This window comes from Roseivivax jejudonensis, from assembly GCF_900172265.1.
In the GTDB taxonomy this organism is placed as follows: Bacteria; Pseudomonadota; Alphaproteobacteria; order Rhodobacterales; family Rhodobacteraceae; genus Roseivivax; species Roseivivax jejudonensis.
This window is the reverse complement of record NZ_FWFK01000009.1, coordinates 63,623-87,440: the sequence shown is the minus strand read 5'-3', so window position 1 is coordinate 87,440 and position 23,818 is coordinate 63,623. Positions and strand designations below refer to the sequence as shown.

General features: G+C 67.0%; 25 protein-coding genes. 13 read left to right on the top strand and 12 right to left on the bottom strand.

The features are described 5' to 3' along the window. Positions 1–42 precede the first annotated feature (42 nt). Positions 43–501 (bottom strand): hypothetical protein, encoded by a 459-nt coding sequence (locus tag ROJ8625_RS19695; protein WP_234984326.1) that lies wholly within the window; start codon positions 499–501, stop codon positions 43–45. 184 nt (positions 502–685) lie between these two features. Here ROJ8625_RS19695 and ROJ8625_RS19690 point away from each other — a divergent pair, with 184 nt between their 5' ends. The 5 genes from ROJ8625_RS19690 (at position 686) to ROJ8625_RS19670 (ending at position 6,563) form a co-directional block, all read left to right on the top strand. After that, entirely contained in the window at positions 686–973 is a 288-nt protein-coding gene (locus tag ROJ8625_RS19690) for an SCP2 sterol-binding domain-containing protein (protein ID WP_085793643.1), read from the top strand. Beyond that, the gene (locus tag ROJ8625_RS19685; protein WP_085793642.1) at positions 973–1,938 is read left to right on the top strand and encodes an alpha/beta fold hydrolase; all 966 of its coding nucleotides are present in this window, start codon (positions 973–975) and stop codon (positions 1,936–1,938) included. Before ROJ8625_RS19690 ends, ROJ8625_RS19685 begins: the two co-directional genes overlap by 1 nt. Positions 1,939–1,996: 58 nt before the next feature. Continuing rightward, a complete protein-coding gene (locus ROJ8625_RS19680) occupies positions 1,997–3,028 on the top strand; it encodes a ligase-associated DNA damage response exonuclease (RefSeq protein WP_085793641.1) in 1,032 nt (343 codons plus the stop codon). After that, positions 3,025–4,623, top strand: coding sequence for an ATP-dependent DNA ligase (locus ROJ8625_RS19675; protein WP_085793640.1), 1,599 nt, complete (start codon positions 3,025–3,027; stop codon positions 4,621–4,623). Before ROJ8625_RS19680 ends, ROJ8625_RS19675 begins: the two co-directional genes overlap by 4 nt. 128 nt (positions 4,624–4,751) lie before the next feature. Further along, a complete protein-coding gene (locus ROJ8625_RS19670; RefSeq protein WP_085793639.1) occupies positions 4,752–6,563 on the top strand; it encodes a M3 family oligoendopeptidase in 1,812 nt (603 codons plus the stop codon). Between the two features lie 36 nt (positions 6,564–6,599). Here ROJ8625_RS19670 and ribD read toward each other — a convergent pair whose 3' ends face one another. From ribD to ROJ8625_RS19650, 4 genes are all read right to left on the bottom strand, one after another. Beyond that, positions 6,600–7,670 (bottom strand): bifunctional diaminohydroxyphosphoribosylaminopyrimidine deaminase/5-amino-6-(5-phosphoribosylamino)uracil reductase RibD, encoded by a 1,071-nt coding sequence (gene ribD, locus ROJ8625_RS19665; protein WP_085793652.1) that lies wholly within the window; start codon positions 7,668–7,670, stop codon positions 6,600–6,602. Positions 7,671–7,720: 50 nt separating this feature from the next. After that, the gene (gene nrdR, locus ROJ8625_RS19660; protein ID WP_085793638.1) at positions 7,721–8,188 is read right to left on the bottom strand and encodes a transcriptional regulator NrdR; all 468 of its coding nucleotides are present in this window, start codon (positions 8,186–8,188) and stop codon (positions 7,721–7,723) included. Positions 8,189–8,319: 131 nt separating this feature from the next. Further along, positions 8,320–8,751, bottom strand: a complete 432-nt coding sequence (locus ROJ8625_RS19655) for a secondary thiamine-phosphate synthase enzyme YjbQ (RefSeq protein ID WP_085793637.1) — start codon at positions 8,749–8,751, stop codon at positions 8,320–8,322. A 399-nt stretch (positions 8,752–9,150) separates the two neighbouring features. Further along, a complete protein-coding gene (locus ROJ8625_RS19650) occupies positions 9,151–9,402 on the bottom strand; it encodes a hypothetical protein (RefSeq protein WP_085793636.1) in 252 nt (83 codons plus the stop codon). A 168-nt stretch (positions 9,403–9,570) separates the two neighbouring features. Here ROJ8625_RS19650 and ROJ8625_RS19645 point away from each other — a divergent pair, with 168 nt between their 5' ends. After that, positions 9,571–10,242, top strand: a complete 672-nt coding sequence (locus ROJ8625_RS19645) for an SDR family oxidoreductase (protein WP_085793635.1) — start codon at positions 9,571–9,573, stop codon at positions 10,240–10,242. A gap of 25 nt (positions 10,243–10,267) precedes the next feature. Here ROJ8625_RS19645 and ROJ8625_RS19640 read toward each other — a convergent pair whose 3' ends face one another. Further along, complete coding sequence (locus tag ROJ8625_RS19640) at positions 10,268–10,663, bottom strand: hypothetical protein (RefSeq protein WP_085793634.1); 396 nt, start codon at positions 10,661–10,663, stop codon at positions 10,268–10,270. Positions 10,664–10,710: 47 nt separating this feature from the next. Here ROJ8625_RS19640 and ROJ8625_RS19635 point away from each other — a divergent pair, with 47 nt between their 5' ends. After that, positions 10,711–11,274 (top strand): VTT domain-containing protein, encoded by a 564-nt coding sequence (locus ROJ8625_RS19635; protein ID WP_085793633.1) that lies wholly within the window; start codon positions 10,711–10,713, stop codon positions 11,272–11,274. 12 nt (positions 11,275–11,286) lie between these two features. On the opposite strand, the gene ROJ8625_RS19630 is transcribed toward ROJ8625_RS19635, so the two are convergent. From ROJ8625_RS19630 to ROJ8625_RS19610, 5 genes are all read right to left on the bottom strand, one after another. After that, a complete protein-coding gene (locus ROJ8625_RS19630; RefSeq protein WP_085793632.1) occupies positions 11,287–11,559 on the bottom strand; it encodes an HlyU family transcriptional regulator in 273 nt (90 codons plus the stop codon). 9 nt (positions 11,560–11,568) lie between these two features. Beyond that, positions 11,569–13,566 (bottom strand): RNA polymerase sigma factor RpoD, encoded by a 1,998-nt coding sequence (gene rpoD / locus ROJ8625_RS19625; protein WP_085793631.1) that lies wholly within the window; start codon positions 13,564–13,566, stop codon positions 11,569–11,571. A gap of 126 nt (positions 13,567–13,692) precedes the next feature. Next, complete coding sequence (dnaG, locus tag ROJ8625_RS19620) at positions 13,693–15,651, bottom strand: DNA primase (protein ID WP_085793630.1); 1,959 nt, start codon at positions 15,649–15,651, stop codon at positions 13,693–13,695. Between the two features lie 99 nt (positions 15,652–15,750). After that, positions 15,751–16,062 carry a hypothetical protein gene (locus ROJ8625_RS19615; RefSeq protein WP_085793629.1) on the bottom strand — a complete coding sequence of 104 codons (312 nt, stop codon included), beginning with the start codon at positions 16,060–16,062 and terminating at the stop codon, positions 15,751–15,753. A 90-nt stretch (positions 16,063–16,152) separates the two neighbouring features. Continuing rightward, positions 16,153–17,589 carry a Glu/Leu/Phe/Val family dehydrogenase gene (locus tag ROJ8625_RS19610; RefSeq protein WP_085793628.1) on the bottom strand — a complete coding sequence of 479 codons (1,437 nt, stop codon included), beginning with the start codon at positions 17,587–17,589 and terminating at the stop codon, positions 16,153–16,155. Positions 17,590–17,978: 389 nt separating this feature from the next. Between ROJ8625_RS19610 and ROJ8625_RS19605 the strand changes: the two genes are divergently transcribed. From ROJ8625_RS19605 to ROJ8625_RS19595, 3 genes are read left to right on the top strand one after another with little or no spacing between them, the layout of a single operon-like run. Continuing rightward, positions 17,979–19,418, top strand: coding sequence for a TadE/TadG family type IV pilus assembly protein (locus ROJ8625_RS19605; RefSeq protein ID WP_085793627.1), 1,440 nt, complete (start codon positions 17,979–17,981; stop codon positions 19,416–19,418). After that, positions 19,415–19,966 carry a pilus assembly protein gene (locus tag ROJ8625_RS19600; protein ID WP_143535209.1) on the top strand — a complete coding sequence of 184 codons (552 nt, stop codon included), beginning with the start codon at positions 19,415–19,417 and terminating at the stop codon, positions 19,964–19,966. The genes ROJ8625_RS19605 and ROJ8625_RS19600 overlap by 4 nt, the downstream gene beginning before the upstream one ends. A gap of 14 nt (positions 19,967–19,980) precedes the next feature. Further along, on the top strand, positions 19,981–20,706 hold the full coding sequence (locus ROJ8625_RS19595) for a hypothetical protein (RefSeq protein WP_085793625.1): 726 nt from the start codon (positions 19,981–19,983) through the stop codon (positions 20,704–20,706). A 22-nt stretch (positions 20,707–20,728) separates the two neighbouring features. Here ROJ8625_RS19595 and ROJ8625_RS19590 read toward each other — a convergent pair whose 3' ends face one another. Next, the gene (locus ROJ8625_RS19590) at positions 20,729–21,217 is read right to left on the bottom strand and encodes a hypothetical protein (RefSeq protein WP_085793624.1); all 489 of its coding nucleotides are present in this window, start codon (positions 21,215–21,217) and stop codon (positions 20,729–20,731) included. Between the two features lie 133 nt (positions 21,218–21,350). Between ROJ8625_RS19590 and ROJ8625_RS19585 the strand changes: the two genes are divergently transcribed. From ROJ8625_RS19585 to ROJ8625_RS19575, 3 genes are read left to right on the top strand one after another with little or no spacing between them, the layout of a single operon-like run. Further along, the gene (locus tag ROJ8625_RS19585; RefSeq protein ID WP_085793623.1) at positions 21,351–22,034 is read left to right on the top strand and encodes a haloacid dehalogenase type II; all 684 of its coding nucleotides are present in this window, start codon (positions 21,351–21,353) and stop codon (positions 22,032–22,034) included. Continuing rightward, complete coding sequence (locus ROJ8625_RS19580; protein ID WP_085793622.1) at positions 22,034–22,855, top strand: alpha/beta fold hydrolase; 822 nt, start codon at positions 22,034–22,036, stop codon at positions 22,853–22,855. The genes ROJ8625_RS19585 and ROJ8625_RS19580 overlap by 1 nt, the downstream gene beginning before the upstream one ends. After that, a complete protein-coding gene (locus tag ROJ8625_RS19575; RefSeq protein WP_085793621.1) occupies positions 22,852–23,817 on the top strand; it encodes a threonine ammonia-lyase in 966 nt (321 codons plus the stop codon). Before ROJ8625_RS19580 ends, ROJ8625_RS19575 begins: the two co-directional genes overlap by 4 nt. The last annotated feature ends 1 nt before the right edge of the window (position 23,818 follow it).

Sequence of the window (23,818 nt, the reverse complement as noted above, 5' to 3'; positions counted from 1 at the left end):
GCCTTCGTGCCCGTCTCTACCGTCAGTCCTGACAGAACCGGATCAGAGCTTCCAGCCCGTCGCGTCTCGGCGGAGACGTTCGAGTGCGGCGTCGAGTTCCTCGTCGTGCGGCCGCAGGCGGGCTGCCGCGGCATATGCCTCGTAGGCAAGCTCGGGACGTTCAAGGTTGTCGTAGATCGCGCCGATCCCCTGCAATGCGCCGAAATGCTCGGGGTTGAGCGCCAGCGTCCGCTCGAGAGCGCGGGCCGCCGGGCCGAACATTTCTTCGGCGTAGTATGCCGTGGCGAGCGTGAGCCACCCTTCGGCGAAGTCGGGCGCATGATCGGTCAGCGCCGTCAGGTGCTCGATCGCCGCCTCGGTATTGTTGACCTCGAGCGCGTCGCGCCCGCGCTTCAGCAACAGGTCCATCGCCGCCGAGCCCGATTTCGACCATTCGAGCCGCAGGGCACGCTCCGCCTTCCCGGCGGCGATCGCATCCTCGGCCGCGGCCAGTTCGGCCAAGAGCTCGTCAGATCGCTCGGACCCTGCCTGTGCCCAACCGGCAACCGGTAGGGAAATCATGACTATGGCGGACCATGCCGCAACGGCAGATTTGAATTTCGGGCCACGCAGAAGCATGGTCGAATGATAGCGCCCACGACGGGGAACGCCAGCCGTCCGTCGTTCAATTGAAGGAGAGTGCGCAATGAGCGACGTCGTGACCGAAGCGGTCAACAAGATGAACGAAAAGGATGTCTCGGGCTTCGACTCGACGGCCAAGTTCGAGATCGAGAACGAGGGCGCCTTCATGCTAGACAGCTCCGGCGCGCGCGCCGGCGACGAAGAGGCCGATGTCACGCTTCGGGCCGACGCGGACACCTTCAAGCAGATCCTCGACGGCGATCTCGATCCGACCTCAGCGTTTATGTCCGGCAAGCTCGCGATCGAGGGAGACATGGGCAAGGCGATGCAACTGGCGCAGGTCTTGAACTGATGCACGAGCCCGCGCCGTTCCTCGACGAACTCGCCGAAGGACCGGAGGGCACCCGCGCCTTCTGGCTCGACGCGATCGACGGGGTGCGGTTGCGGGCGGCGCATTTTCCGGCGGCCGAAGATGCATGGGGCACCGTGCTGCTGTTCCCCGGCCGCACCGAATACGTCGAGAAATACGGCCGGACGGCCGCCGATTTCGCGGCGCACGGCCTGCACACGGTTGCGGTGGACTGGCGGGGTCAGGGCCTCGCCGACCGGCTCTTGCCCGATACCCGAACCGGGCACGTGGTCGACTTCCAGGACTACCAGAAAGACGTCGACGCGCTGCTGGGTGCGGCGCGCTCGCTCGACCTTCCCGAACCGTACTTTCTCATCGCGCATTCGATGGGTGGGGCCATCGGGCTCCGCGCACTTGTCGGCGGGCTGCCCGTGGCCGCCGCCGCCTTCACCGGGCCGATGTGGGGCATCCGCATCGCGCCGTCGCTGCGCCCCGTCGCGTGGGTGCTGGGGTGGTCGGTGTCGCGGGTCGGGCTCGGCCATGTCTACGCCCCGGGCACGAAGCCCGAGGCCTACATCCTCGACCAGGCGTTCGACGACAACCTGCTGACCACCGACACCGAGATGTTCGAGTACATGCGCCGCCAGGTCGCCGCCGAACCGGGCCTGCAACTCGGCGGGCCATCGCTGCGCTGGCTGCACCAGGCGCTGGCCGAATGCCGGGTGCTGTCGCGACTGCCCTCACCGCGGGTGCCGTGCGTCACCTTTGTTGGGTCGAACGAGCGCATCGTCGACGTGCCACGGATCCGCGCGCGCATGGCGAACTGGCCGGGCGGTCGGCTCGAGGTGATCGAGGGCGGCGAGCACGAGGTGCTGATGGACCGCCCACCCGTGCGTCGTCAGATCACCGAGGCGATCGTGGCGCATTTTGCCAACACGACGTACGCGGGCGACCGCGCCGCGGGCTGACCCCTCGCGGACTCTCCGTGCGCTGGCGCGATGTCCGACCCGCGCTATCCTTCGGCCCATGACAGAGCCTGTCCTGACATTCACCGACCGCGGGATATACTGTCCCGCCGGCGACTTCTTCATCGACCCGTGGCGGCCGGTGGATCGCGCGCTGATCACGCACGGCCACGCCGACCACGCGCGCGACGGGCATCGCCGCTATCTCGCCACCGCCGCCGCCGCACCGGTGATGCGCTACAGGCTTGGCGACATCGCGCTCGAGACGATTGCCTACGGTGAGCCACGGCGGATCGGAGATGCCACGGTGTCGTTCCACCCCGCGGGCCACATTCCGGGGTCGGCGCAGATCCGCGTCGAGGTCGGGGGCGAGGTCTGGGTCGTCTCCGGCGACTACAAGACCGAGGCGGACGGATTCTGCGAGGATTTCGAGACGGTTCGCTGCCATTCCTTCATCAGTGAATGCACCTTCGGCCTGCCGGTCTTCAGCTGGGACAGTCAAGAGAGCGTTGCGGCCGAGATCAACGCCTGGTGGCGCCGGAACGCCGATGAGGGTCGCGCGTCGATCCTCGGGGCATATTCGCTTGGCAAGGCGCAGCGCCTCCTCGCGCTCGTCGAGCCCGAAATCGGCCCGATCCTGACCCACGGCGCCGTCGAGGGCACGAACGGCGTGTTGCGCGCGCAGGGCTATGCGCTGCCCGAGACGATACAGGTCGTGCCGGAAACCGATGGCAAGAGCTTCGCCGGGCCTCTCGTTCTCGCGCCGCCTTCGGCACTCGGGACGCCCTGGGCCCGGCGGTTCGGGCCCTCCTCCACTGCCTTCGCATCGGGCTGGATGCGGCTGCGCGGGGTGCGCCGCCGGCGGGCCGCCGATCGTGGCTTCGTGCTGTCCGATCACGCCGACTGGGCCGGACTGGTCGACGCTATTCGCGACACCGGCGCCGAAAATGTCTTTGTCACACATGGTTACACGGACATCTTCGCGCGATGGCTGGCCGCCGAGGGCTGGAACGCCAAGGTCGTTCCGACGGAGTTCGGGACCGACGAGGACGACGACGGCGCGGCCACGTCGTCCGACACGGCCGCGGCATGAAGGACTTTGCCGCGCTGTTCACCGCCGTCGATCAGACCACGCGCACCACCGTGAAGACGAAGGCGCTGGCGGAATACTTTCGCACCGCGCCGGACGATGACAAGCTCTGGACCATCGCGCTGTTCTCCGGGCGCCGCCCGAAGCGCGCGGTCACCACGACGCAGCTTCGCGAATGGGCGGCGGAGCGGGCCGGGGTGCCGCTGTGGCTTCTAGAGGAAAGTTACCCGATCGTCGGCGATCTCGCCGAAACGATCGCGCTCGTCCTGCCGCCCGCGGCGGAAGAGACCGATCGTCCCCTCTCGCACTGGATCTCCGATCTGCGCGCGCTGGCGCAGGTCGACATCGACGTGCGGCGCGATCGAATCCTCGCGGCGTGGGATCAGCTCGATGCGACCGAGAGATTTCTGTTCAACAAGCTTTTGACCGGCGGCTGGCGCATCGGCGTCAGCCAGAAGCTGATGACCCGCGCGCTGGCGCAGGCCACCGGCCAGGACGAGGCGGTTCTGGCGTTGAAGCTCATGGGCGGCTGGACCCCCGACGACGTGACCTACCACGGACTGATCGAGGCCGAGGACGCCAGCGCCGACCTCTCGCGCCCCTACCCGTTCTACCTCGCGTACCAACTCGACGATCCGCCCGAGACGCTGGGCGCCCCCGCGGCATGGCAAGCCGAGTGGAAATGGGACGGGATCCGCGGGCAGCTCGTGGTCCGAGGTGGCGAGCACCACGTCTGGTCGCGCGGCGAGGAGCTGATGACCGACCGCTTTCCCGAATTCGCACGGGCCCGCGATTTCCTTCCCGACGGCACCGTGATCGACGGCGAAATCGCGGCCTGGGACGCCGAGGCGGTGATGCCGATGCCGTTCAACACCTTGCAGCAGCGGATCGGCCGCAAGACCGTGCCGAAGAAGCTCCTGACCGAGGCGCCGGTCCTGATGCTGGCCTACGACCTGCTCGAGGATGGTGGCGAAGACCTGCGCGAGGCGCCCATGGCTGACCGCCGAACCCGTCTCGAGGCTTTGATCGACGGCCTGCCAGACGAAGCGCCGCTGCGCCCGTCTCCGCGCATCGCGTTCGACGATTGGGACGACCTCGCGCGGCAGCGTGCCACGGCGCGCGACTTCCGCGCCGAGGGGGTCATGCTGAAGCGTCGCGACAGCCCCTATCTCGCCGGCCGCAAGAAAGGCGACTGGTGGAAGTGGAAGCTCGATCCCTTGGTGATCGACGCGGTGATGATCTACGCGCAGCAGGGGTCGGGGCGTCGCGCCAACCTCTTCACAGACTTCACCTTCGCCGTCTGGGATGGAGACACGCTGGTGCCGTTCACCAAGGCCTATTCCGGCCTGACCGACGCCGAGTTCCGGCGCATCACGGCCTGGGTTCGCAAGAACACGGTCGAACGCTACGGCCCGGTGCGGCAGGTCCGGCCGGTCCACGTCTTCGAGATCGCGTTCGAGGGCATACAGTCCTCGCCGCGGCACAAGTCGGGTGTCGCACTGCGCTTCCCGCGAATGAGCCGCTGGCGCGAGGACAAGCCGGTGGCGGAAGCGAACACTCTGGCGGATCTCAAGGAGATGCTCGCCGCCTACGGCTGAAGGCGCACGACGGCACGCCGCGCAATCGGCGCAAAACGTGCGCACATCGACGCCAGAAAGACCAGGCACGACCCTTGCGCCCGCGTGCGCCGCACGCCTACCTGACAGGAAACCAGAGGAGACTTCGCATGACGCTTCGCCCGCTCTTCGACGCCAATGCCGCCTCGGGCGGCCGGGATCTCGGCGATTTGCCGGAATGGGATCTGACCGATCTCTATGCCGGCCCCGACGCACCCGAGCTCAAGCGCGATCTCGACTGGCTCGAGGAGGCCTGCAAGCGTTTTGCCGACGACTACGAGGGCAAGATCGCCGGGCTCGATCCGGCGGGCTTTCTCGAGATGGTGCACCGGCACGAGCGGATCGAGGCCGTCGCAGGGCGGATCATGTCCTTCGCCGGACTGCGCTACTACCAGGACACGACCGATCCGGCGCGGACCAAGATGCTGTCGGACATGCAGGAGAAGATCACCGGCTACACCACCCCGCTCGTCTTTTTCACGCTCGAGCTCAACCGCGTCCCGGACGACGCCTACGCCGCGCTCTTCGAGGATGCCGAGCTTGCACGCTACAAGCCGGCCTTCGACCGCGTCCGCGCGATGAAGCCCTATCAGCTCTCGGACGAGATGGAGCGGTTCCTGCACGACATGGGCGTCGTCGGCGACGCATGGGAGCGGTTGTTCGACGAGACGATCTCGGGCCTCGAGTTCGAGGTGAACGGAGAGGTGCAGGGCATCGAAGCGACGCTCAACGGCCTCACAGAGCAGGACCGTTCGACACGCGAGGCATCGGCGCGCGCCCTGGCCTCCGTCTTTACCAACAACATCCGAACCTTCTCGCGCGTGCACAATACGCAGGCGAAGGAGAAGGAAGTGATGGATCGCTGGCGCGGCATGCCGACGCCACAGACCGGCCGGCACCTTGCCAACGACGTCGAACCGGAGGTGGTGGAAGCGCTGCGCGACGCTGTCGTCGGCGCGTATCCCAAGCTGTCGCACCGCTACTATGAGCTGAAGCGCCGGTGGATGGGACTGGACCGCATGCAGATCTGGGACCGCAACGCGCCGCTGCCGATGTCGTCCGACCGCGTGATCGGCTGGGACGAGGCGCGCGAAACCGTGATGAACGCCTATTCCGCCTTCGACCCCAAGATGGCGGAGATCGCGCAGCCGTTCTTCGAGAAGGGCTGGATCGATGCGGCGGTGACGCCGGGCAAGGCGCCGGGCGCCTTCGCGCATCCGACGGTCACGGACGTGCACCCCTACGTTCTGCTGAACTACCTCGGCAAGCCGCGGGACGTGATGACGCTCGCCCATGAACTCGGGCACGGCGTGCACCAGGTGCTGGCCGCCGGACAGGGCGAGATGCTGGCTTCGACGCCGCTCACGCTGGCCGAGACCGCGTCGGTCTTCGGCGAGATGCTGACCTTCCAGCGCATGCTGGCCAACGCCACCGAACCGGCCGAACGCAAGGTGCTCCTGGCCGGCAAGGTCGAGGACATGATCAACACCGTGGTGCGCCAGATCGCGTTCTACGATTTCGAGTGCAAGCTGCACGACGCGCGGCGCGGCGGGGAACTGACCCCGGACGACATCAACGCGCTGTGGATGAGCGTTCAGGGCGAAAGCCTCGGGCCCGCCTTCGACTTCATGGAAGGCTACGAGACCTTCTGGGCCTACATCCCGCACTTCGTGCACACGCCGTTCTACGTCTATGCCTACGCGTTCGGCGACGGGCTGGTGAACGCGCTCTATGCGGAGTACCGCGACAGGCCCGAAGGCTTCCAGGACAAGTATTTCGAGATGCTGCGCGCGGGCGGGTCGAAACACCATTCCGACCTGCTTGCGCCGTTCGGCCTCGATGCCCGCGACCCGGCCTTCTGGGACAAGGGGCTGTCGATGATCTCGGGCATGATCGACGAACTGGAAGCGATGGAAGACTGATGCCGGGGGTGCGCGGGCCGATCGACCCGCGCACCCTCAATTGCGCTGCCAGCGGTGCATGACGTCGGCGCCGACCGCACGCGTCTCGACGAGCCGGAAGCGCGGCGCCTCGGCCAGACGATCGACGCCCAGAGCCCCGAGGCTCGGCTGCCCCTCGGCGCCGAGCGCAAGGCCGGCCGTGAAGCCCACGAGTTCGTCGACGAGGCCCGCCGATAGAAGCGTTGCCGCCAGTGTCCCGCCACCCTCGCAGAATACTTGGCACAGCCCCGCCTCGCCCAGACGCGACAAGAGCGCGCGCGGATCGAGTTGCCGGCCCGACAGAGGACACGCGATCAGCCGTGCGCCAAGGCCCTCCCACGCGCGGCGGGTTTCGGCGGGCGCATCGGGCCCGTGGCAGATCCAGACCGGCACGTCGCGCGCGGTCCGCGCCAACTGCGACAGGAGCGGCACGTCGAGGAGCCGCGAGGCGACGACACGGACCGGCTGATCCACCGCGCCCCAACCGCGGATCGTGAGCGCCGGATCATCGGCGCGCGCCGTGCCCGCCCCGACCAGAACCGCGTCATGCCGGGCACGCAGGCCGTGCACCACGGCGCGCGCCTCGGGCCCGGTGATCCAGCGGCTCTCGCCTGTCGCGGTGGCGATACGTCCGTCGAAGCTCGATGCCAGTTTCAGCGTCACCCGCGGGCGGCCCTCGGCCAGCCGCAGGAAGAAACCCGCATGATGTTCGGCCGCCTTGTCCGCCATGACGCCGGTCTGCACGGCGACCCCCGCAGCCGACAGCCGGGCGAAGCCGCGCCCCGAAACCCGGGGATCATGGTCGGTGAAGGGGGCGACGACGCGAACGATGCCGGCGTCGATGAGCGCGTCGGCGCAGGGCGGCGTCAGGCCGTGATGCGCGCAGGGTTCCAGCGTGACATATGCGGTGGCGCCCCGCGCGGCCTCTCCGGCGGCGGCGAGCGCCTGCGTCTCGGCATGGGGGCGCCCGCCCGGCGCGGTCCAGCCGCGGCCGACGATCCGCCCGTCGCGCACGATCACGCAGCCCACCGACGGGTTCGGCCAGCTTCGTCCGACCGCGCGCCGAGCAAGGGAGAGCGCGTGCGCCATGTGGCGCGCGTCGAGGCTCGCGGAACTCATGCGGTGCGGCGGCTCCCCCGCTACTTGTCGGCGGCGGCGCCGGGGCGCAGCTCGCTCACGAACTTGTCGAAGTCGTCGGCGGCCTGGAAGTTCTTGTAGACGCTTGCGAAGCGGACATAGGCGACAGTGTCGATGCGCGCCAGCGCTTCCATCACGATCTCGCCGATCTGCTTGGACGGAATGTCGGTCTCGCCCATGCTCTCGAGCCGGCGCACGATGCCCGATATCATCTGATCGATGCGTTCGGGCTCGACCGGCCTCTTCTGCATGGCGATGCGGATCGACCGTTCGAGCTTGTCGCGGTCGAAATCCTCGCGTCGGCCGTTTGTCTTGATGACCACGAGGTCGCGCAGCTGCACGCGTTCGTAGGTGGTGAACCGCCCGCCACAGGCCGGACAGAACCGGCGCCGGCGGATCGAGACATGATCCTCGGCGGGGCGAGAGTCCTTAACCTGCGTGTCGATATTGCCGCAAAACGGGCAGCGCATGGCCGTCCCCCTTCGATGATCTGCCTCAGTGGGGTGCGCGCCCCGCTTATCCACATCGACTATAGGCGGTCGGCCAGAATTTGGGTAGGGGTGAAATTGCGCCGCAATATGAGGGGCATCCGCGCCACAGTTCAGGGCGACAGATGCGCAGCCACCTGCCGGTCATGCGGGGCATCGCGGTGTTCGACGAGATAGATGCCCTGCCATGTACCGAGGACCGGCCGTCCTTCGAACACCGGAATCGATAGCGACACAGGCAGATGCGCAGCCTTGATGTGGGCGGGCATGTCGTCGGGACCCTCGGACCGGTGGCGCAGGTACGACATGGACGGATCGTCGGCATGCGGCACTAGCCGGCCGAGCCACGCCAAGAAATCGCGGCGCACCTGTGGATCCGCGTTTTCCTGGATCAGCAGGCTCGCCGACGTGTGGCGCACAAAGAGCGTCAAAAGGCCTGTGCGCTGCCCGGTGCCCGACACCCAGCCGCAGACGTCACCGGTGATCTCGACAAGGCCCGGGCCTCGCGTGGCAATGGTGAATACGGTTTGATGCGGGGCGCTCATGAGGTCACCGTGGCTCGGTTGCGTGCGGTGAGCAAGCCAACGTCAGGAACGCGCCACTGCCCATACGGAACAATTCAATCGCATTGGACTGCTGCGCGGAGGGCGTGTGTCCGCATCGCCTGAAAAAGCTGCGCAACCGAGATAATGCTGCCGGAATGCATGAGCGTCACGCATGTCAGCCTGATCGGTTTCTACCCGACGATTTCAGAAGTATGTTCAGTAACTAAGCGCGAACCCGTCGCACGCGTCTCTTTTTTCTCGTGGCAGCGGTCCGGATGGCCGCGTGTCCCGAAAGAACTGCTGCGCAACGACGTGGGCCGAAGATCTGTCGTTGAATGATCCGGGCACCTTACAGGAATACAGCCCAACAGTGTCCCGGGATTAGTGGCGAGAGTCAGCTCAGGCTTCGGTCGCCACACAACGGACAGACGGCAGATCCTCGGAAACGCCGAGCAGAAGCGGCGACCCGGAATCGGTCACGGCCGGCATCTGCGCCACTTGCGCAAGCGTCTCGCGGCATTCCTGAAGCTCGTCTGCAGAAACCTCGATCTCGATGACCTCGGGCTCCGATGGCGTCAACGCCTGGGTGGCGGTGACCGAAGCGGCGGCGGCAAACAGAAGCCCCGAGGCGATGATCACGTTGCGGCGCATGGCTTACTCTCCCAATCGATACGGGGCAGCAACGGCCTGCCCCTCCCGATGGTTTCATCGAACCCGTGATCAAACGGTAAACGCTGCGTCTCGCATGATCGCATGCAACCGCATCGGGACGCGCGGCGTTTCTCTCTGTCACGGACAGATCAAGGAACGGAGTTCTTCATGGCGCGCACGCTTTTCATCACCGGAGCATCGAGCGGAATCGGCGCGGCGACGGCCCGCGCGGCGGTCGAGGCCGGATGGAATGTCGGGCTTTTCGCCCGGTCGCAGGACAAGCTCGAGGACCTTGTGAAAGAGCTCGGCGACACGGCAATGGCCCTGCCCGGTGACGCGACCGACCTGTCGGAGCAGCGCAAGGCGGCCGCGAGCCTCGCCGAAGCATTCGGCGGTATCGACGCGGCCTTTGCCAATGCCGGCACCGGCCTTTCGGCTGCCGGCACTGAGGCTGGGGATCCCGAGGAATGGGAAGCGCTCGTGCGCATCAACATCCTCGGCTTGCTCTGGACGGTGAAAGCGACGCAGTCGCACCTTAAGGAGAGCAAAGGGCACCTCGTGCTGACCGGCTCCGCCGCGGGGCGCAAACACATCAAGGGGTCGGTCTACTCGGCCTCCAAGTGGTTCGTGCATGGCTACGGCGGCAACCTCGCCGAGGAATTCCGCGAATGGGGCGGGCGTTGCACCGTCGTCGCCCCGGGCATGGTCGACACGCCGTTCTTCGACGAGGCGAAGCCAGACAAGCTGCAGCCCGAAGATATCGCACGTTCCGTCATGTTCGCGCTTGAGGCGGACCGCCGCGCGAACGTGCAGGAAGTCTTCGTGATGCCGGTCGATTGACCGATCGGTGCGGGTCGCGCAGGCGTCAGCCCGCGTCAGACCCGTCTTTTGGACGCGATCGCAGATGCGGCACCAATATGATCGCCAGCACCGCTTCGACCACCACGGTGCCCCAGGCCGTCCAGCCCACGACACCGCGCAGGATGGCGGTCGCGCCGAACGCGGCGAGACCGCCCCAGATCACGATCAGGCCCACGACAATGGCCTGCCGCGCCGGCGACGGCGGCAGCCCGCGAGCGAGAAAGGCGATGGCCGCGACGCCCAGAAGGATGATGCCGGCCCGCCGCGCGACGAACCGCGCCTCGGGCGGCGCACCGAGGTCGAACGCTATGAAGGAAAGACCGGGCGCCAGCATGTAGATGGCGAACAGCGCCGCGAAAATGGCGGCGTGAATCTGGCAGGTGGTTCGAAAGTCAGGCATGCCGCGCGACGTAGCGATGCGCGGCCGGCGGTCAATCGGAGGACGGCATAGAACAGCTGATCGCGGAATACGGGCTCTTCTTCGTCTGGCTCGGCTGCGCGCTCGAAGGCGACACCGTCGCCATCACCGCGGGCGTGCTGGCCCACAAGGGCGTGTTTCCGGCAACCGCCGCGATCCTTGCGGTCGTCGCCGGCGGATGGACCACGGACCTCGTGACGTACTATGGCGCACGGGGGTTCCGCGAGCATCCGCGCGTGCTGAAGGCGCTGTCGCATCCCTTCGCGCAGCGGCTGACCCGGCGCTTCGTCGGGCGGCCTCTGCTCCTGACCGCAATCTTCCGCTTCATTCCGGGCGCGCGGTTCGTAGCCCCAGTGCTGATCGCCACGGCCACGCCGATCCGCAGCGCGACCTACATTCCGGTCACGCTGATGGCGGCCGTCGTCTGGGGAACTCTGATGGTGACGATCGGCGACAAGATCGGCGGAATCGTCTCCGACGTCTGGGGATACGTCTGGTCGCCGCGCCTGCCGGCGCTGGTCGCGATCGCGGCGCTGCTGTTCTACTGCTTGAAGGTCATGTGGCGCTATTGGCGCGCGCCCGACCGGCCCTGAGCGCGACGCCGCTCAGTCGAACAGGCCGTCGCCCATCTGGTCGATCGCCTGCCGCGCCTTGGCGAGCGCGGCGGTTTCCGCCTCCTGCCGGTCACGGATCAGGTCGGCCCGGACGAGGTGATGCACCTGCCCCGCGGCATTCTCGACCTTCGCGGCGAGGCGGAAGCCCCCATCCTCCGGGATCGGCTCGGGCGTAATGAAGTAGCCGTTGTACTCCACGGTTTCGGCGGCGGGCGTTTTCGCGCCGCCGCCCCCGCCTCCGAACAGACGCGACAGGATCGACATCGGCGCCTCCTACTGGTCGAGGAACGACCGCAGCTTGCGCGACCGGCTCGGATGCTTGAGCTTGCGCAGCGCCTTCGCCTCGATCTGGCGGATCCGCTCGCGCGTCACGCTGAACTGCTGGCCCACTTCCTCGAGCGTGTGGTCGGTGTTCATGCCGATGCCGAAACGCATGCGCAGGACACGTTCCTCGCGAGGGGTCAGCGACGACAGCACGCGCGTGGTCGTTTCCTTGAGGTTGTCCTGGATCGCCGCGTCGAGCGGCAGGACCGCGTTCTTGTCCTCGATGAAATCGCCGAGCTGGCTGTCTTCCTCGTCACCGATCGGCGTCTCGAGGCTGATCGGCTCCTTGGCGATCTTCATCACCTTGCGAACCTTCTCGAGCGGCATCTGCAGCTTCTCGGCCAGTTCCTCGGGCGTCGGCTCGCGACCGATCTCGTGCAGCATCTGCCGGCCGGTCCGCACCAGCTTGTTGATCGTCTCGATCATGTGGACCGGGATGCGGATCGTGCGCGCCTGGTCGGCGATGGACCGGGTGATCGCCTGGCGGATCCACCACGTCGCGTAAGTCGAGAACTTGTAGCCGCGGCGATACTCGAACTTGTCCACGGCCTTCATCAGGCCGATGTTGCCCTCCTGGATGAGGTCCAGGAACTGCAGCCCACGGTTCGTGTACTTCTTGGCGATGGAGATGACGAGCCGCAGGTTCGCCTCGACCATCTCCTTCTTGGCCTGCCGGGCCTCCTTCTCGCCCTTCTGGACCTGCTGGACGATGCGACGGAACTCGCTGATGTCGAGACCGACATACTGGCCGATCTGGGCCATGTCGCCGCGCAGCTCGATCACCTTGTCGGACGAGCGTTCGATGAACGACTGCCAGCCGCGCCCGGACTTTTGGCCCATGCGCTCCATCCAGCCCGGATCGAGCTCGTGCCCGCGATACTCGTCGACGAACTCGCGGCGGTTGATCCGCGCCTGGTCGGCCAGCTTCACCATGGCACTGTCGATGGCCATGATGCGCTTGTTGATGCCGTAGAGCTGGTCGATCAGCGCTTCGATGCGGTTGTTGTGCAGGTGAAGCTCGTTCACCAACTTCACGATCTCGCCGCGCAGCTTCTGGTAATTCTCCTCGTCGACAGCGGAGAACGAACCGTCCTCGTTGAGCGTCGCCGAAATACGCTTGTCCTGGATCGCGGCAAGCTCTTCGTAGTCGTCGGCGATGCGGTCGAGCGTCTCGAGAACGCGCGGCTTGAGCGCCGCCTCCATCGCGGCGAGCGACATGTTCGCCTGTTCTTCCTCGTCGTCGCCCTCGTCCTCGCGGCGGATCGGGTTGCCGTCGGCGTCGTATTCCGGCTCGGCGGGCTTTTCCTTGCGAAGCTCGGCGCTTCCTGCGGTCTCGTTCGAGACGACCGCCTCTTCCAGTTCGCCATCCTCGCCGACCTGGTTTCCGAAGGTCGTTTCGAGGTCGATCACGTCACGGAGCAGAATGTCTTCGGCGAGAAGCTCGTCGCGCCAGATGGTGATCGCCTGGAATGTCAGCGGGCTCTCGCACAGGCCCGCGATCATCGTGTTGCGGCCGGCCTCGATCCGTTTGGCGATCGCGATCTCGCCCTCGCGCGACAGCAGCTCGACCGAGCCCATCTCGCGCAGGTACATGCGGACCGGGTCGTCGGTGCGGTCGAGCTTTTCCTGCCCGCCCGACGACAGCGCCACGTCCTTGTTCGACGACGTCTGCACGAGCTCGGTGGAGCCCTTGTCGTCCTCGTCCTCGGACTCCTCGTCTTCCTCGGTGACCTGGATGCCCATCTCCGAGAGCATCGACATCACGTCCTCGATCTGGTCCGAGGACACCTGATCCGGCGGCAAGACCGAGTTCAGCTGATCGTAGGTGATGTAGCCGCGCTCTTTGGCCTCGGCGATCATCTTCTTGACCGCCGCCTGGCTCATGTCGAGCGACACTTCCTCCTCCTGAACGTCGGGCTTGGCGTCGTCGGTGTCCTTGGCTGCCATGTTTCAGCTCTCCTCTCGGGGGACCGGGTCACGCGTCAGGCGATTCGATTATCGCGAATCAATAGCGCGATGAAGTGATTCGCACACCCGGGCCTGCAGATTCTTTGCCAGATCGCGGCGTTGCGGCTACCGCCGCCCCTTTTCGAACCGGATCGTCTCCATCAGCGCGGCGAAGGCATCGCGTTCGCCGCGGTCGATTCGGGCACCGTTCGCACCCGTCTCGTAGTCCATGTCGTCCTCGCCTGCCGCGCGCTGCGCGCGCGCATAGGTCTCGGACGCCTGCCGCAGCCGCCATGTGACGACCTCGTCGGAATGCGCCTCGAGATCCTCGACCGCCTCGTCCTCGGCGTCGCGCCGACCTCGCGCCGCGTTCCGTTTCGCCAGTTCCTCGGCGACGGTGAGCGCGGCCACCTCCTCGTCACCGGGGCGGCGCAGGCACGGCACCACGCGCAAATGAGGTGCCCCGAGGAACGATTCAAGAGCTTCACGTCCGATCGCCTCGGTCGCCGCACGCGTCGCCTCCTCCTGAGTGGCGGGCATCGCCCCCACAAGCGCGTCGCGCAGGGCGGTGTGCGTGGGGTCGGTGCAGTCCATCCCGGCGATCTCGGCATCGAAAGACCCCAGGACCGCCGGCGTGGTCAGGGCCGCGGCCAGAATCACCGCCTCGCGGATGTGTTCCTCGGCGCGTGCGTCCGACACGAGCAGGGACGCCTTCGCCGCGGCCGTCGGCGCGGCTGGCGCAGCCGGCCCGCCCGCACGCCAGAGCCGGCGCGGCGTCCCGCCCGCGCTGCGCGTCGGGGGCCGGAACAGGTCCCACCGCAGGCGCTTGATCTCGTCGCCGTAGTGGTAGCGCAGCGAAGGGTCCGGGATGAGCTTGAGCGCATCGCGCAGCGACCGATCAAGCGCCGCCTTGCGCTCGGGGCTGTCGAAGACCCGGCCCTCGGTCTCGCGCCGCCAGAGCAGATCGACCATTGGCGCCGCGGCATCGAGAACGCCCTGCACCGCTTGCGGACCGCCCGCGCGCACGAGGTCGTCGGGGTCCTTGCCCTCGGGCATGATCGCGAAGCGCAGCGAGCGCCCGGATTCCAGAAGCGGCAGCGCGAGGTCGATCACCCGATAGGCCGCGCGCAGGCCGGCCGCATCCCCGTCGAGCGCGATCAGCGGCTCGGCCGCGACGCGCCACAGCGTTTGCAGCTGCGGCTCGGTCACCGCGGTCCCGAGCGGGGCGACCGCCGCGCCGAACCCGGCCTCGGACAGCGCGATGACGTCCATGTAGCCCTCGGCCACGACCAGCGGCTGCCCCTTGCCCGCCGCCTCTCGGGCGGGCCCGAGATTGTAGAGGTTGTGACCCTTGTCGAAGAGTTCGGTCTCGGGGGAATTGAGGTACTTGGCCTTGTCGTTCGGGTCCATCGCCCGGCCGCCGAAGGCGATGGCCCGCCCGCGACCGTCGCGGATCGGGAACATGATGCGGTTGCGGAAGACATCGTAGGGCTTGCCGCCCTTGGTGCTTTCGCGCGCCAGCCCGCAGGCAAGGATCATCTCCGGCGCGATGCCCTGCCCGGTCAGGTGGTCCCAGAGGCCCTGCCAACCATCCGGCGCCACCCCGATCTCGAAGGTTTCGACCGCCGCCTCGGACAGCCCACGCTTGCCGAACAGGTAGTCACGGGCCGCCGTGCCGGCCCCGGTCTTGAGCTGCAGGCGGAAGTAGCGGACGGCGGTCTCCATGACCTCGACCAGTTGCGTGCGCCGGTCCGCCTTTTCCTTCGCGCGCGGATCCTTTGCGGGCATCTGCATCCCGGCCTCGCCGGCGAGGATCTCGATCGCCTCCATGAAGCCCACGTTCTCGGTTTCCCGAACGAACGAGATGGCGTCACCTTTCGCGTGGCAGCCGAAGCAGTAGTAGAAGCCCTTGCGGTCGTCGACGTGGAAGGATGCGCTCTTTTCCTGGTGGAACGGGCACGGCGCCCACATGTCGCCCTTGGCCTGGTTCGACTTGCGATTGTCCCACATCACCTTGCGCCCGACGACCTGGCTCAGGCTCGTTCGGGTTCGCAGTTCGTCGAGAAAACCGGGGGGCAGGCTCATGGGCCGAAATATGGCCCCGCGGCCGCCCCGAGTCGAGAGCCCGGAACGGCGTCAGCCCAACGATCCGGCACCATCGGACAGGTGCCGCGCACAGCGCGATCAGCGGGCCAGGCAGGCCTCGGTCCAGCTGTCGCCCACATCCGGGCCGAGCTGATCTTCGGGCAGCGTGTAGACCCAGTCGGCGACGGCCGGAACGACCGACGCGTACTTGGCCTGATCGCCCTCCAAGCCCTGCTGGACGTCGCGGACGGCATCCTGTGGCGCGGCGCCGCTGCGGCGGCTCTCGACCACGGCCATGACCATCGCGGCCTGCACCGCGCATTCTTCAGCCTTGTTTTCCTGCGCCTGCACCGTGCCCGCCAAGAGCGAGCCGGCGATGAGTGTCACGGCACCAAACGTGCGACCTTTCATGTCTTCCTCCGTCGGCATGCGCGCCCCGACATATGTCGGGAACGCGGCGATGCCAAAGTAACGTAGCCTGTAACGGCAAGGTTTCGCGCGTCAGAGACCCTTGGCGCGATAGCTGGCCGCGACCTTGTCGATCGCGACCATGTAGGCCGCGGTCCTCAGGTCGGTGACGTCCGAACGCTCGTGCCACGGCACGCGCATCGACTGGTAGGCGATCCGCATGGTGTCATCGAGGCCGGAGCGCACCAGCTCGAGTTCGTCGGCGCCCTTGAGGTACTTGTCCTTGAAGCCGGGCGTCATGGACCATGCGTCGCCGAGGTAGCGATCCAGCCGCTCCAGTTCGTCAACGATGAGCTGGTGCCGCGCCTCTTCCTGCCGGCGCTGCATCCGGCCGAAGCGGATATGGCTGAGGTTCTTCACCCATTCGAAATACGACACCGTTACGCCGCCGGCATTGGCATACATGTCCGGAATGACGACCGTGCCCCTCTGGCGCAGAATATCGTCGGCGCCCGCCGTGACCGGACCATTCGCAGCCTCGACGATCAGCGGCGCCTTGATCCGGTGGGCGTTCGAGAGATTGATGACACCTTCGAGCGCAGCCGGTATCAGGATATCGCATTCGTGCTCGAGCACCGCCTTGCCGGACTCGGTGTAGTCGACGCCCGGACAGCCGGCGACCCCGCCGGTGCTGGCGATGTGCGCGCGCACCGCCTCGATGTCGAGGCCGCCCTGGTCCATCACCGCGCCGTCGCGCTCGATGATCGCGACGACCTTGCAGCCGTCTTCCTCGCTCAGGAACTTCGCGGCATGGTAGCCCACGTTGCCGAGACCCTGAACGATGACCCGCTTGCCGTCGAGCGATCCCGACAGCCCGGTCTTGGCGATATCCTCGGGATGACGGAAGAATTCGCGCAGCGCGAACTGCACGCCGCGGCCCGTCGCCTCGACCCGGCCGGCGATCCCGCCGGCATTGAGCGGCTTGCCGGTCACGCAGGCGCGCGAATTGATGTCCGTCGTGTGCATCCGGTTATACTGGTCAGCGATCCACGCCATCTCGCGCTCGGACGTGCCCATGTCGGGCGCGGGCACGTTCTGGCTCGGGTTTATGAGGTCGCGCTTGATCAGCTCGTAAGCGAAGCGCCGGGTGATCTGCTCCATCTCGTGGGCGTCCCAGTCGCGCGGATCCACGCAAAGCCCGCCCTTGGAGCCGCCGAACGGCGTCTCGACCAGCGCGCACTTGTAGGTCATGAGCGCGGCCAGCGCCTCGACCTCGTCCTGGTTCACGGCCATCGAATAGCGGATCCCGCCCTTCACCGGCTCCATGTGTTCGGAGTGGACCGAGCGGTAACCGGTGAAGGTATGGATCGCCCCGCGAAGACGCACCCCGAAGCGCACCGTGTAGGTCGCGTTGCACACCCGGATCTTTTCCTCGAGGCCCGGGCTGAGATCGAGCAGCTTCACCGCCCGATTGAACATCAGATCGACGCTCTCTCGGAATGTGGGTTCGTTCAGCGGGATATGTTCCATTGCGCCTCCTCGGCCGCTCGTTTCGTCTGCGGCGTCGGCCCGACGACCCGCCGCGCGACCACCCTAGCCCAGCTTTGCGACGCTTACATCCGCCGCCTGCCCGAAAATCCGGCAGAGGTCGGGGCGCGGGATCGCCAAGCGGCCGGTTCCGAGCCTTGCCGGATTGCGGCGCCACAGTCGCCGCGCGGCGGACAAAGCCGGTGACGAACCGCGATCGTGCACGGATCTCGGTTTACGCCCCACTTTTTGCAGAAAAAGTGCCGCATTTTTGCCGGGTTACCGAAGCAGTGTGTCGGGAACGGCGTGCAGTGTCTGCCTTCGGCGCGCTGGCTCCGAACAAAATACGTGTGATCTTCGACGACTGACTGGTCGGGGGAAAAGGGTACGGCATGTGCAATGATCTTGAAAGGATCGGACGGAAGCCTCCGTCCGGGAAAACGGCCCGCGCAGCGCGTCGCCTGCGGCGGAACACGGACCATTTCGTTCGCGACGAAGACGGCTCTCTGTCGATCCTGTCGATCTTCACCGTCCTGATGGTGATCGCGGTCGGCGGTCTGGGTGTCGACTTCATGATCGCCGAATACAAGCGGACGAACATGCAGAACACGCTCGACCGCGCGGTTCTCGCCGCGGCGGACCTCGAACAGGTTCTCGATCCGTCGGTGGTCGTGGTCGACTACTTCGACAAGATGAACATGAGCGACACGCTGACGAACGTCGATGCGGACACCGGCCTCAACTACAAGGACGTGACCGGCACGGCCGAGTCCAACGATCCGGCCAACTTCACATCGCTCGTCGGTCTCGACTCGATCAAGACCAGCAGCCTGAGCCGGGCCATCGAGCGGATCGCCAACGTGGAGATCTCGCTGGTGCTCGACATCTCGGGCTCGATGGCCTCGAACAACAAGATGGCGAACCTCCAGACCGCCGCGAACACCTTCATCGACACGGTGCTCGAGGACGACAACGAGGACCTGATCTCGATCTCGCTCGTGCCCTACTCGGAGCACGTGAACGCGGGTCCGGACCTGGCGCAGCACTTCAACGTCAACTGGCGGCACGGCTACTCGCATTGCCTCGAGATCGACGCCAACCAGTTCGACAGCACCGAGCTGGACATGAATCGCTACTACGAGCAGGCCCAGCACTTCCAGTGGAACTATGCGGGGTGGAATGCGCGCGACGACACCATTTGCCCGCGCTACTCCTACGAGCGGATCCGTCCGCTGACGCAGGACGGCAACGCCCTCAAGTGGCAGATCGGCCAGTTCCAGCCGCGCGCCGGCACCTCGATCTTCCTGGGCATGAAGTGGGCGACCGCGCTTCTGAGCCCGGGCCACCGTCCGCTGGTCAACGAAATGATCTCCGACGGCGACGTCTCGGGCACCTTTTCCGGCCGCCCGGCGAACTGGAACGACGAAGAGACGCTCAAGACCATCGTTCTGATGACCGACGGCCAGCATGACCGCTCCTATCGGCTCCAGGACTGGGCGTACGACTCGTCGTCCGAGGTCTCGCACTGGAACAGCTACAATCTGTGGTACTACCTCCAGCGCAACGTGAACCGGTACTATCACTCGTCCTTCTACTGGCAGAAGTACAACGCCGACATGGGCGACCAGCTTCTCGACCGCATCTGCGACGCGGCGAAGGCCAAGGGTATCGTGATCTGGTCGATCGGCTTCGAGGTCGAGGACCACGGCGCTGACGTGATGCAGCAATGCGCCTCCTCGCCCGCCCACTTCTACCGCGTGGAGGGCATCGAGATCGAGAACGCGTTCTATTCGATCGCACGTGCGATCAACCAGCTGAGGCTCGTGCAATGACCCGTAAAGCGTTTACTTTCCTGCGCGGTTTTGCGCGCAACGAATCCGCCTCGATGGCAATCGCCGCCGCGATCTGGATCCCGGCCTACCTGTTCCTCATCATCTCGAGCGTCGAGCTCGGCATGTGGACGGCGCGGCACACGATGCTGGAGCACGGTCTCGACACCACGGTGCGTGACGTCCGCCTCGGAACCGGAACGATCTACGATCGCGACTCCCTGCGTGATACCATCTGCGAGCGGGCGATCATCCTGCCGAACTGCCAGCAGAACCTCATGCTGGAAATGGTCCGGCTCGACATCCGCAACTTCACGCCGCCGAGCTCGGACTACGCCTGTGCCGATGTCTCGACCTACGGGGCGGGTGATGAGGTCCGTCCGGCCGTCGCCTTCCAGTATGGCCGCGAGAACGAGCTGATGCTGCTTCGCGCCTGCTTCCAGTACGAACCGGTCTCGCCGGGCTTCGGCCTCGCCGAGTACCTGCAAACCGATGGTGCCGGCCTTCTCGACCTGAAGTCCCAGGCCGCCTTCGTTCACGAACCGCTCTGAAGGAGGCCGGAACAATGACTTCCATCCTGAAGCGCCGCTTTGCCGCCTTCGCCACACGCGAAAACGGCGACGTCAACATCGAGGCGATCCTCGCCCTGCCCATCCTGTGGTTCATCTTCTGCGGGGTCTGGGTGTGGCACGACGCCAGCCGCAGCTCCGCACTCGAGCAGCGCGTGAACTACAGCGTGGGCGACATGATCTCCCGCGAGACGCGTCCGCTGAACCCGGAATACGTCGACCACACCTATGAGCTGGTGCTGGCGATGCTGGAAAGCCGCCCGGAAGACACCGACCTGCGAATCAGCGTCGTGAAGCAGACGAAGAACATCGAGAACGAGGCACCGAGCTACGAGGTGCTCTGGTCCGAATCGCGCGGCATCCGCCCCGAGCTTGACGGCTACATCAACGACATGTCCGAAAAGCTTCCGCTGATGGCCCGCAACGACCAGATCGTCCTGGTGGAGACGTGGACCGATTACGAGCCTGTCTTCGAAGCGGGCCTGTCGACCTTCGAGATCAGCTCCTACTCGTTCACCCGTCCGCGCTTTGCGCCGCAGGTGCTGTTCGAGGAGAACCCCGAGAGCGGCTACGCCGGCTACGACTACGGCGACAGCACCATGCAGGGCACCGCTGACACGCTGTGCAACACGAACTCGGGCGACTTCCGCGACGTGGGCGGCTGGTCGAACTGCGCCGACAACACCGACGGCAGCCAGAACATCGAGCCGAGCGGCGTCTGATGATGCCGGGGACCGGGCAGGTTCAGATCTGCCCGGTCCGCAGCGCGGCGATGATGTCGGCCATGGGCCGGGTCTGACCGCCCGAGGTCACGCCGCCCACCGCGACGCGGCGCCCGAGGCGCCACCACAGACCCGGCCGCCACGCTCGCGTGCGCGGCCGGTTCAGCACCAGGAGAAAGCCGTTCGACGGCTTCATCGCGAACATCGAACGATCGACCCGTTCGACCTCCTCGATCCGCGCCAGCACCGCCCCGTCGCGTTCGCGCAGTTCCTCGCGCGTCAGCTCCAGGATCGCTCGCGTGCCGCGCCACATCTCGCGCGCGGCCCAGAGCACGGCGATACCGCCGAGCAGGAACCCGGCCTGCCAGAGCGGGCCGAGCGGGGTGCCGAAGGCGAGACCGACGAGCAAGGCCCCGAGCGTCGAGACCGATCCGACCCCGAGCCAGCGGCGCGGTGCGGAGGCGGCCACCACCGCCAGGACCTCGTCGCGATCCGTCTCGCTGTCGTTCATGCCGCGCCCTCCTGCGCCCCCTGCCCGCCTCGCCCCTAGCGGCATCGGCGCGGGATGGGAACACCCCTGCTCTTTTCGCCGCGCCCGCCGCGTGCAAGGCTCCGGCCCGAGACGTGGCGCGCGCGGAGGAGTCATGCCGATCACCACCTGTATCTTCGATGCCTACGGCACGCTGTTCGATGTGGGCTCCGCCGCCCGCGCCGCGGCGCGCGAGCCGGGCCGCGAGGCTCTCGCCGACTGCTGGCAGGACGTGGCCGAGGACTGGCGGCAGAAACAGCTGCAATATACGTGGTTGCGTGCGATCACCGGCGATCACTGCCCGTTCTGGCAGGTGACACAGGACGGGCTCGACTGGGCGCTGGAGAATCGCGGTCTCGATGGCGACGACGAACTGCGCGACCGGCTGCTGGCGCTCTACCGCGAGCTCGATGCCTATCCCGAGGTGCCCGGCATGCTGCGCGCGTTGAAAGCATCGGGCCACACCTGTGCGATCCTGTCGAACGGCAGCCCGGACATGCTCGACAGCTCGGTCGCCGCCGCGGGCCTCGGTGGCTCGCTCGATGCCGTGCTGTCCGTCGAAGAGGTCGGCGTCTTCAAGCCCGCTGCCGCGGTCTACGACCTCGTCGGCCGTCGCTTCGGAGTAGACAAGGACGCGGTCCTGTTCGTGTCCTCGAACGGATGGGACGCCGGTTGCGCCACCGCCTACGGCTTCGAAACGGTCTGGGCCAACCGTGGCGGCCACCCGGTGGACCGGCTGCCCGGCCGCCCGGCGCATGTCCTGCCCGATCTGTCCCGCCTGCCGGAGCTCGTGTCCTGATGCCTCGTTTTACCACATCCGACGGATTGTCGCTGCACTACGAGGACGAGGGCGACGGTCTGCCGCTGCTCTGCCTCGCCGGCCTTACCCGCGACCACCACGACTTCGACTACGTCGCGCCGCACCTAAGGGATGTGCGGCTCATCCGGCCCGACTATCGCGGGCGCGGCCAGTCCGAATGGGGCCCGCACGAAAGCTACACCATCCCGGTGGAGGCGCGCGACGCGGTCGAACTGCTCGACCACCTCGGAATCGCCCGCGCGGCGATCCTCGGCACGTCGCGCGGCGGGCTCATCGCGATGATGCTCGCGGCGACGGCGAAGGACCGGCTGTCGGCCGTCGCGCTCAATGACATCGGACCCGAGATTGCCGAGGCCGGGCTCGATACGATCAAGGACTATCTCGGCCGCGATCCCGTCTGGAAGAGCTACGCCGAAGCCGCGGAGGCGATGGCCACGCGGATGCCGGGATTTGCCGCGGTCCCGGCGGAGCGCTGGGAGCATGAGGCGCGCACGCTGTTTCGCGAGGGACCGAATGGCCTGACCATTCCCTACGATCCGCGGCTGCGCGACGCCGTGCTGGGATCCGGCGCGCAACCGGCGCCGGACCTCTGGCCGCTGTTCGACGCGCTGGCGGGCCTGCCGCTCTGCGCGATCCGGGGGGCCAATTCCAACCTGCTCGCGCCCGAGACCTTTGCAGAGATGCAGGCGCGCCGGCCCGACATGATTGCGGTCGAGGTGCCCGATCGCGGCCATATCCCGTTTCTGGACGAGCCGGAGGCGCTCGACGCGCTCGGGCGCTGGCTCGGAATGCTGCGATGACGATCGAGCGCATCCGCGCGGCGTCGGAACGTCTTGCGCGGCATGCGCGGGTGACACCGCTTTTGTCGTCGCCGTTCCTCGACGAGATCGCGGACCGGCGGGTGCTGATCAAGGCCGAGTGCCTGCAGCACACTGGCAGCTTCAAGTATCGGGGCGCGCGCGCCGCACTGTCCGCGCTCGACACGCAGACGCTGTCGCGCGGCGTCATCGCCTTTTCATCCGGCAATCACGCGCAGGGCGTCGCGCGCGCGGCGCAGGAACTCGCGGCCCCGGCGGTCATCGTCATGCCCTCGGACGCGCCCGCGCTCAAGATCGCCAACACCCGCGCCCTTGGCGCCGAGGTCGTGCTCTACGACCGCGCGACCGAGGATCGCAACGCAATCGGCGCGGAGCTCGCCGCGACGCGTGGCCTGACACTGGTCAAGCCGTTCGACGACCCCGAGGTGATCGCCGGTCAGGGCACCTGCGGGCTGGAGATCGCCGAACAGGCCCGCGCGCGCGGCATCACCGAGGCCGAAGTGCTGGTGTGCTGCGGCGGCGGCGGCCTGTCCGCCGGTATTGCGCTCGCGCTCGAGGCGGAGGCGCCGGGCCTGCGCCTTCGCACCGTCGAGCCCGAGGGCTTCGACGACGTGGCACGCTCGCTCGCGGCCGGAGAGATCACGCCACATGGCCGACCGGAGGCCGGGCTCTGCGACGCGGTGCTCACGCCGGCACCGGGCACGCTCACGTTCCCGGTGCTCGCGCGGCTCGCTGGCCCCGGGCTCGCGGTGTCGGATACGGACGTCCTGCACGCGATGGCTCTGGCGTTCCAACGGCTCAAGGTGGTCGCCGAACCCGGCGGCGCGGTCGCTCTCGCTGCCGCACTCTTCTCGCCGGAGGTCGAGGCGGACACGGTGATCGTCACCATCTCCGGCGGCAACGTCGAAGCGTCGGTCTTCGCCCGCGCGCTCGAGACGCTCTGAC

What these genes read in the sequence shown, in the direction of transcription:
- ROJ8625_RS19575 (WP_085793621.1), top strand. Translation starts at nt 22,852, where the DNA reads ATGACGATCGAGCGCATCCGCGCGGCGTCGGAACGTCTTGCGCGGCAT.
- nrdR (WP_085793638.1), bottom strand. Translation starts at nt 8,188, where the DNA reads ATGCGCTGCCCGTTTTGCGGCAATATCGACACGCAGGTTAAGGACTCT.
- ROJ8625_RS19690 (WP_085793643.1), top strand. Translation starts at nt 686, where the DNA reads ATGAGCGACGTCGTGACCGAAGCGGTCAACAAGATGAACGAAAAGGAT.
- dnaG (WP_085793630.1), bottom strand. Translation starts at nt 15,651, where the DNA reads ATGAGCCTGCCCCCCGGTTTTCTCGACGAACTGCGAACCCGAACGAGC.
- ribD (WP_085793652.1), bottom strand. Translation starts at nt 7,670, where the DNA reads ATGGCGCACGCGCTCTCCCTTGCTCGGCGCGCGGTCGGACGAAGCTGG.
- ROJ8625_RS19670 (WP_085793639.1), top strand. Translation starts at nt 4,752, where the DNA reads ATGACGCTTCGCCCGCTCTTCGACGCCAATGCCGCCTCGGGCGGCCGG.
- ROJ8625_RS19655 (WP_085793637.1), bottom strand. Translation starts at nt 8,751, where the DNA reads ATGAGCGCCCCGCATCAAACCGTATTCACCATTGCCACGCGAGGCCCG.
- ROJ8625_RS19645 (WP_085793635.1), top strand. Translation starts at nt 9,571, where the DNA reads ATGGCGCGCACGCTTTTCATCACCGGAGCATCGAGCGGAATCGGCGCG.
- ROJ8625_RS19640 (WP_085793634.1), bottom strand. Translation starts at nt 10,663, where the DNA reads ATGCCTGACTTTCGAACCACCTGCCAGATTCACGCCGCCATTTTCGCG.
- ROJ8625_RS19610 (WP_085793628.1), bottom strand. Translation starts at nt 17,589, where the DNA reads ATGGAACATATCCCGCTGAACGAACCCACATTCCGAGAGAGCGTCGAT.
- ROJ8625_RS19630 (WP_085793632.1), bottom strand. Translation starts at nt 11,559, where the DNA reads ATGTCGATCCTGTCGCGTCTGTTCGGAGGCGGGGGCGGCGGCGCGAAA.
- ROJ8625_RS19600 (WP_143535209.1), top strand. Translation starts at nt 19,415, where the DNA reads ATGACCCGTAAAGCGTTTACTTTCCTGCGCGGTTTTGCGCGCAACGAA.
- ROJ8625_RS19680 (WP_085793641.1), top strand. Translation starts at nt 1,997, where the DNA reads ATGACAGAGCCTGTCCTGACATTCACCGACCGCGGGATATACTGTCCC.
- ROJ8625_RS19685 (WP_085793642.1), top strand. Translation starts at nt 973, where the DNA reads ATGCACGAGCCCGCGCCGTTCCTCGACGAACTCGCCGAAGGACCGGAG.
- ROJ8625_RS19590 (WP_085793624.1), bottom strand. Translation starts at nt 21,217, where the DNA reads ATGAACGACAGCGAGACGGATCGCGACGAGGTCCTGGCGGTGGTGGCC.
- ROJ8625_RS19595 (WP_085793625.1), top strand. Translation starts at nt 19,981, where the DNA reads ATGACTTCCATCCTGAAGCGCCGCTTTGCCGCCTTCGCCACACGCGAA.
- ROJ8625_RS19585 (WP_085793623.1), top strand. Translation starts at nt 21,351, where the DNA reads ATGCCGATCACCACCTGTATCTTCGATGCCTACGGCACGCTGTTCGAT.
- ROJ8625_RS19580 (WP_085793622.1), top strand. Translation starts at nt 22,034, where the DNA reads ATGCCTCGTTTTACCACATCCGACGGATTGTCGCTGCACTACGAGGAC.
- ROJ8625_RS19605 (WP_085793627.1), top strand. Translation starts at nt 17,979, where the DNA reads ATGTGCAATGATCTTGAAAGGATCGGACGGAAGCCTCCGTCCGGGAAA.
- ROJ8625_RS19615 (WP_085793629.1), bottom strand. Translation starts at nt 16,062, where the DNA reads ATGAAAGGTCGCACGTTTGGTGCCGTGACACTCATCGCCGGCTCGCTC.
- ROJ8625_RS19650 (WP_085793636.1), bottom strand. Translation starts at nt 9,402, where the DNA reads ATGCGCCGCAACGTGATCATCGCCTCGGGGCTTCTGTTTGCCGCCGCC.
- ROJ8625_RS19675 (WP_085793640.1), top strand. Translation starts at nt 3,025, where the DNA reads ATGAAGGACTTTGCCGCGCTGTTCACCGCCGTCGATCAGACCACGCGC.
- rpoD (WP_085793631.1), bottom strand. Translation starts at nt 13,566, where the DNA reads ATGGCAGCCAAGGACACCGACGACGCCAAGCCCGACGTTCAGGAGGAG.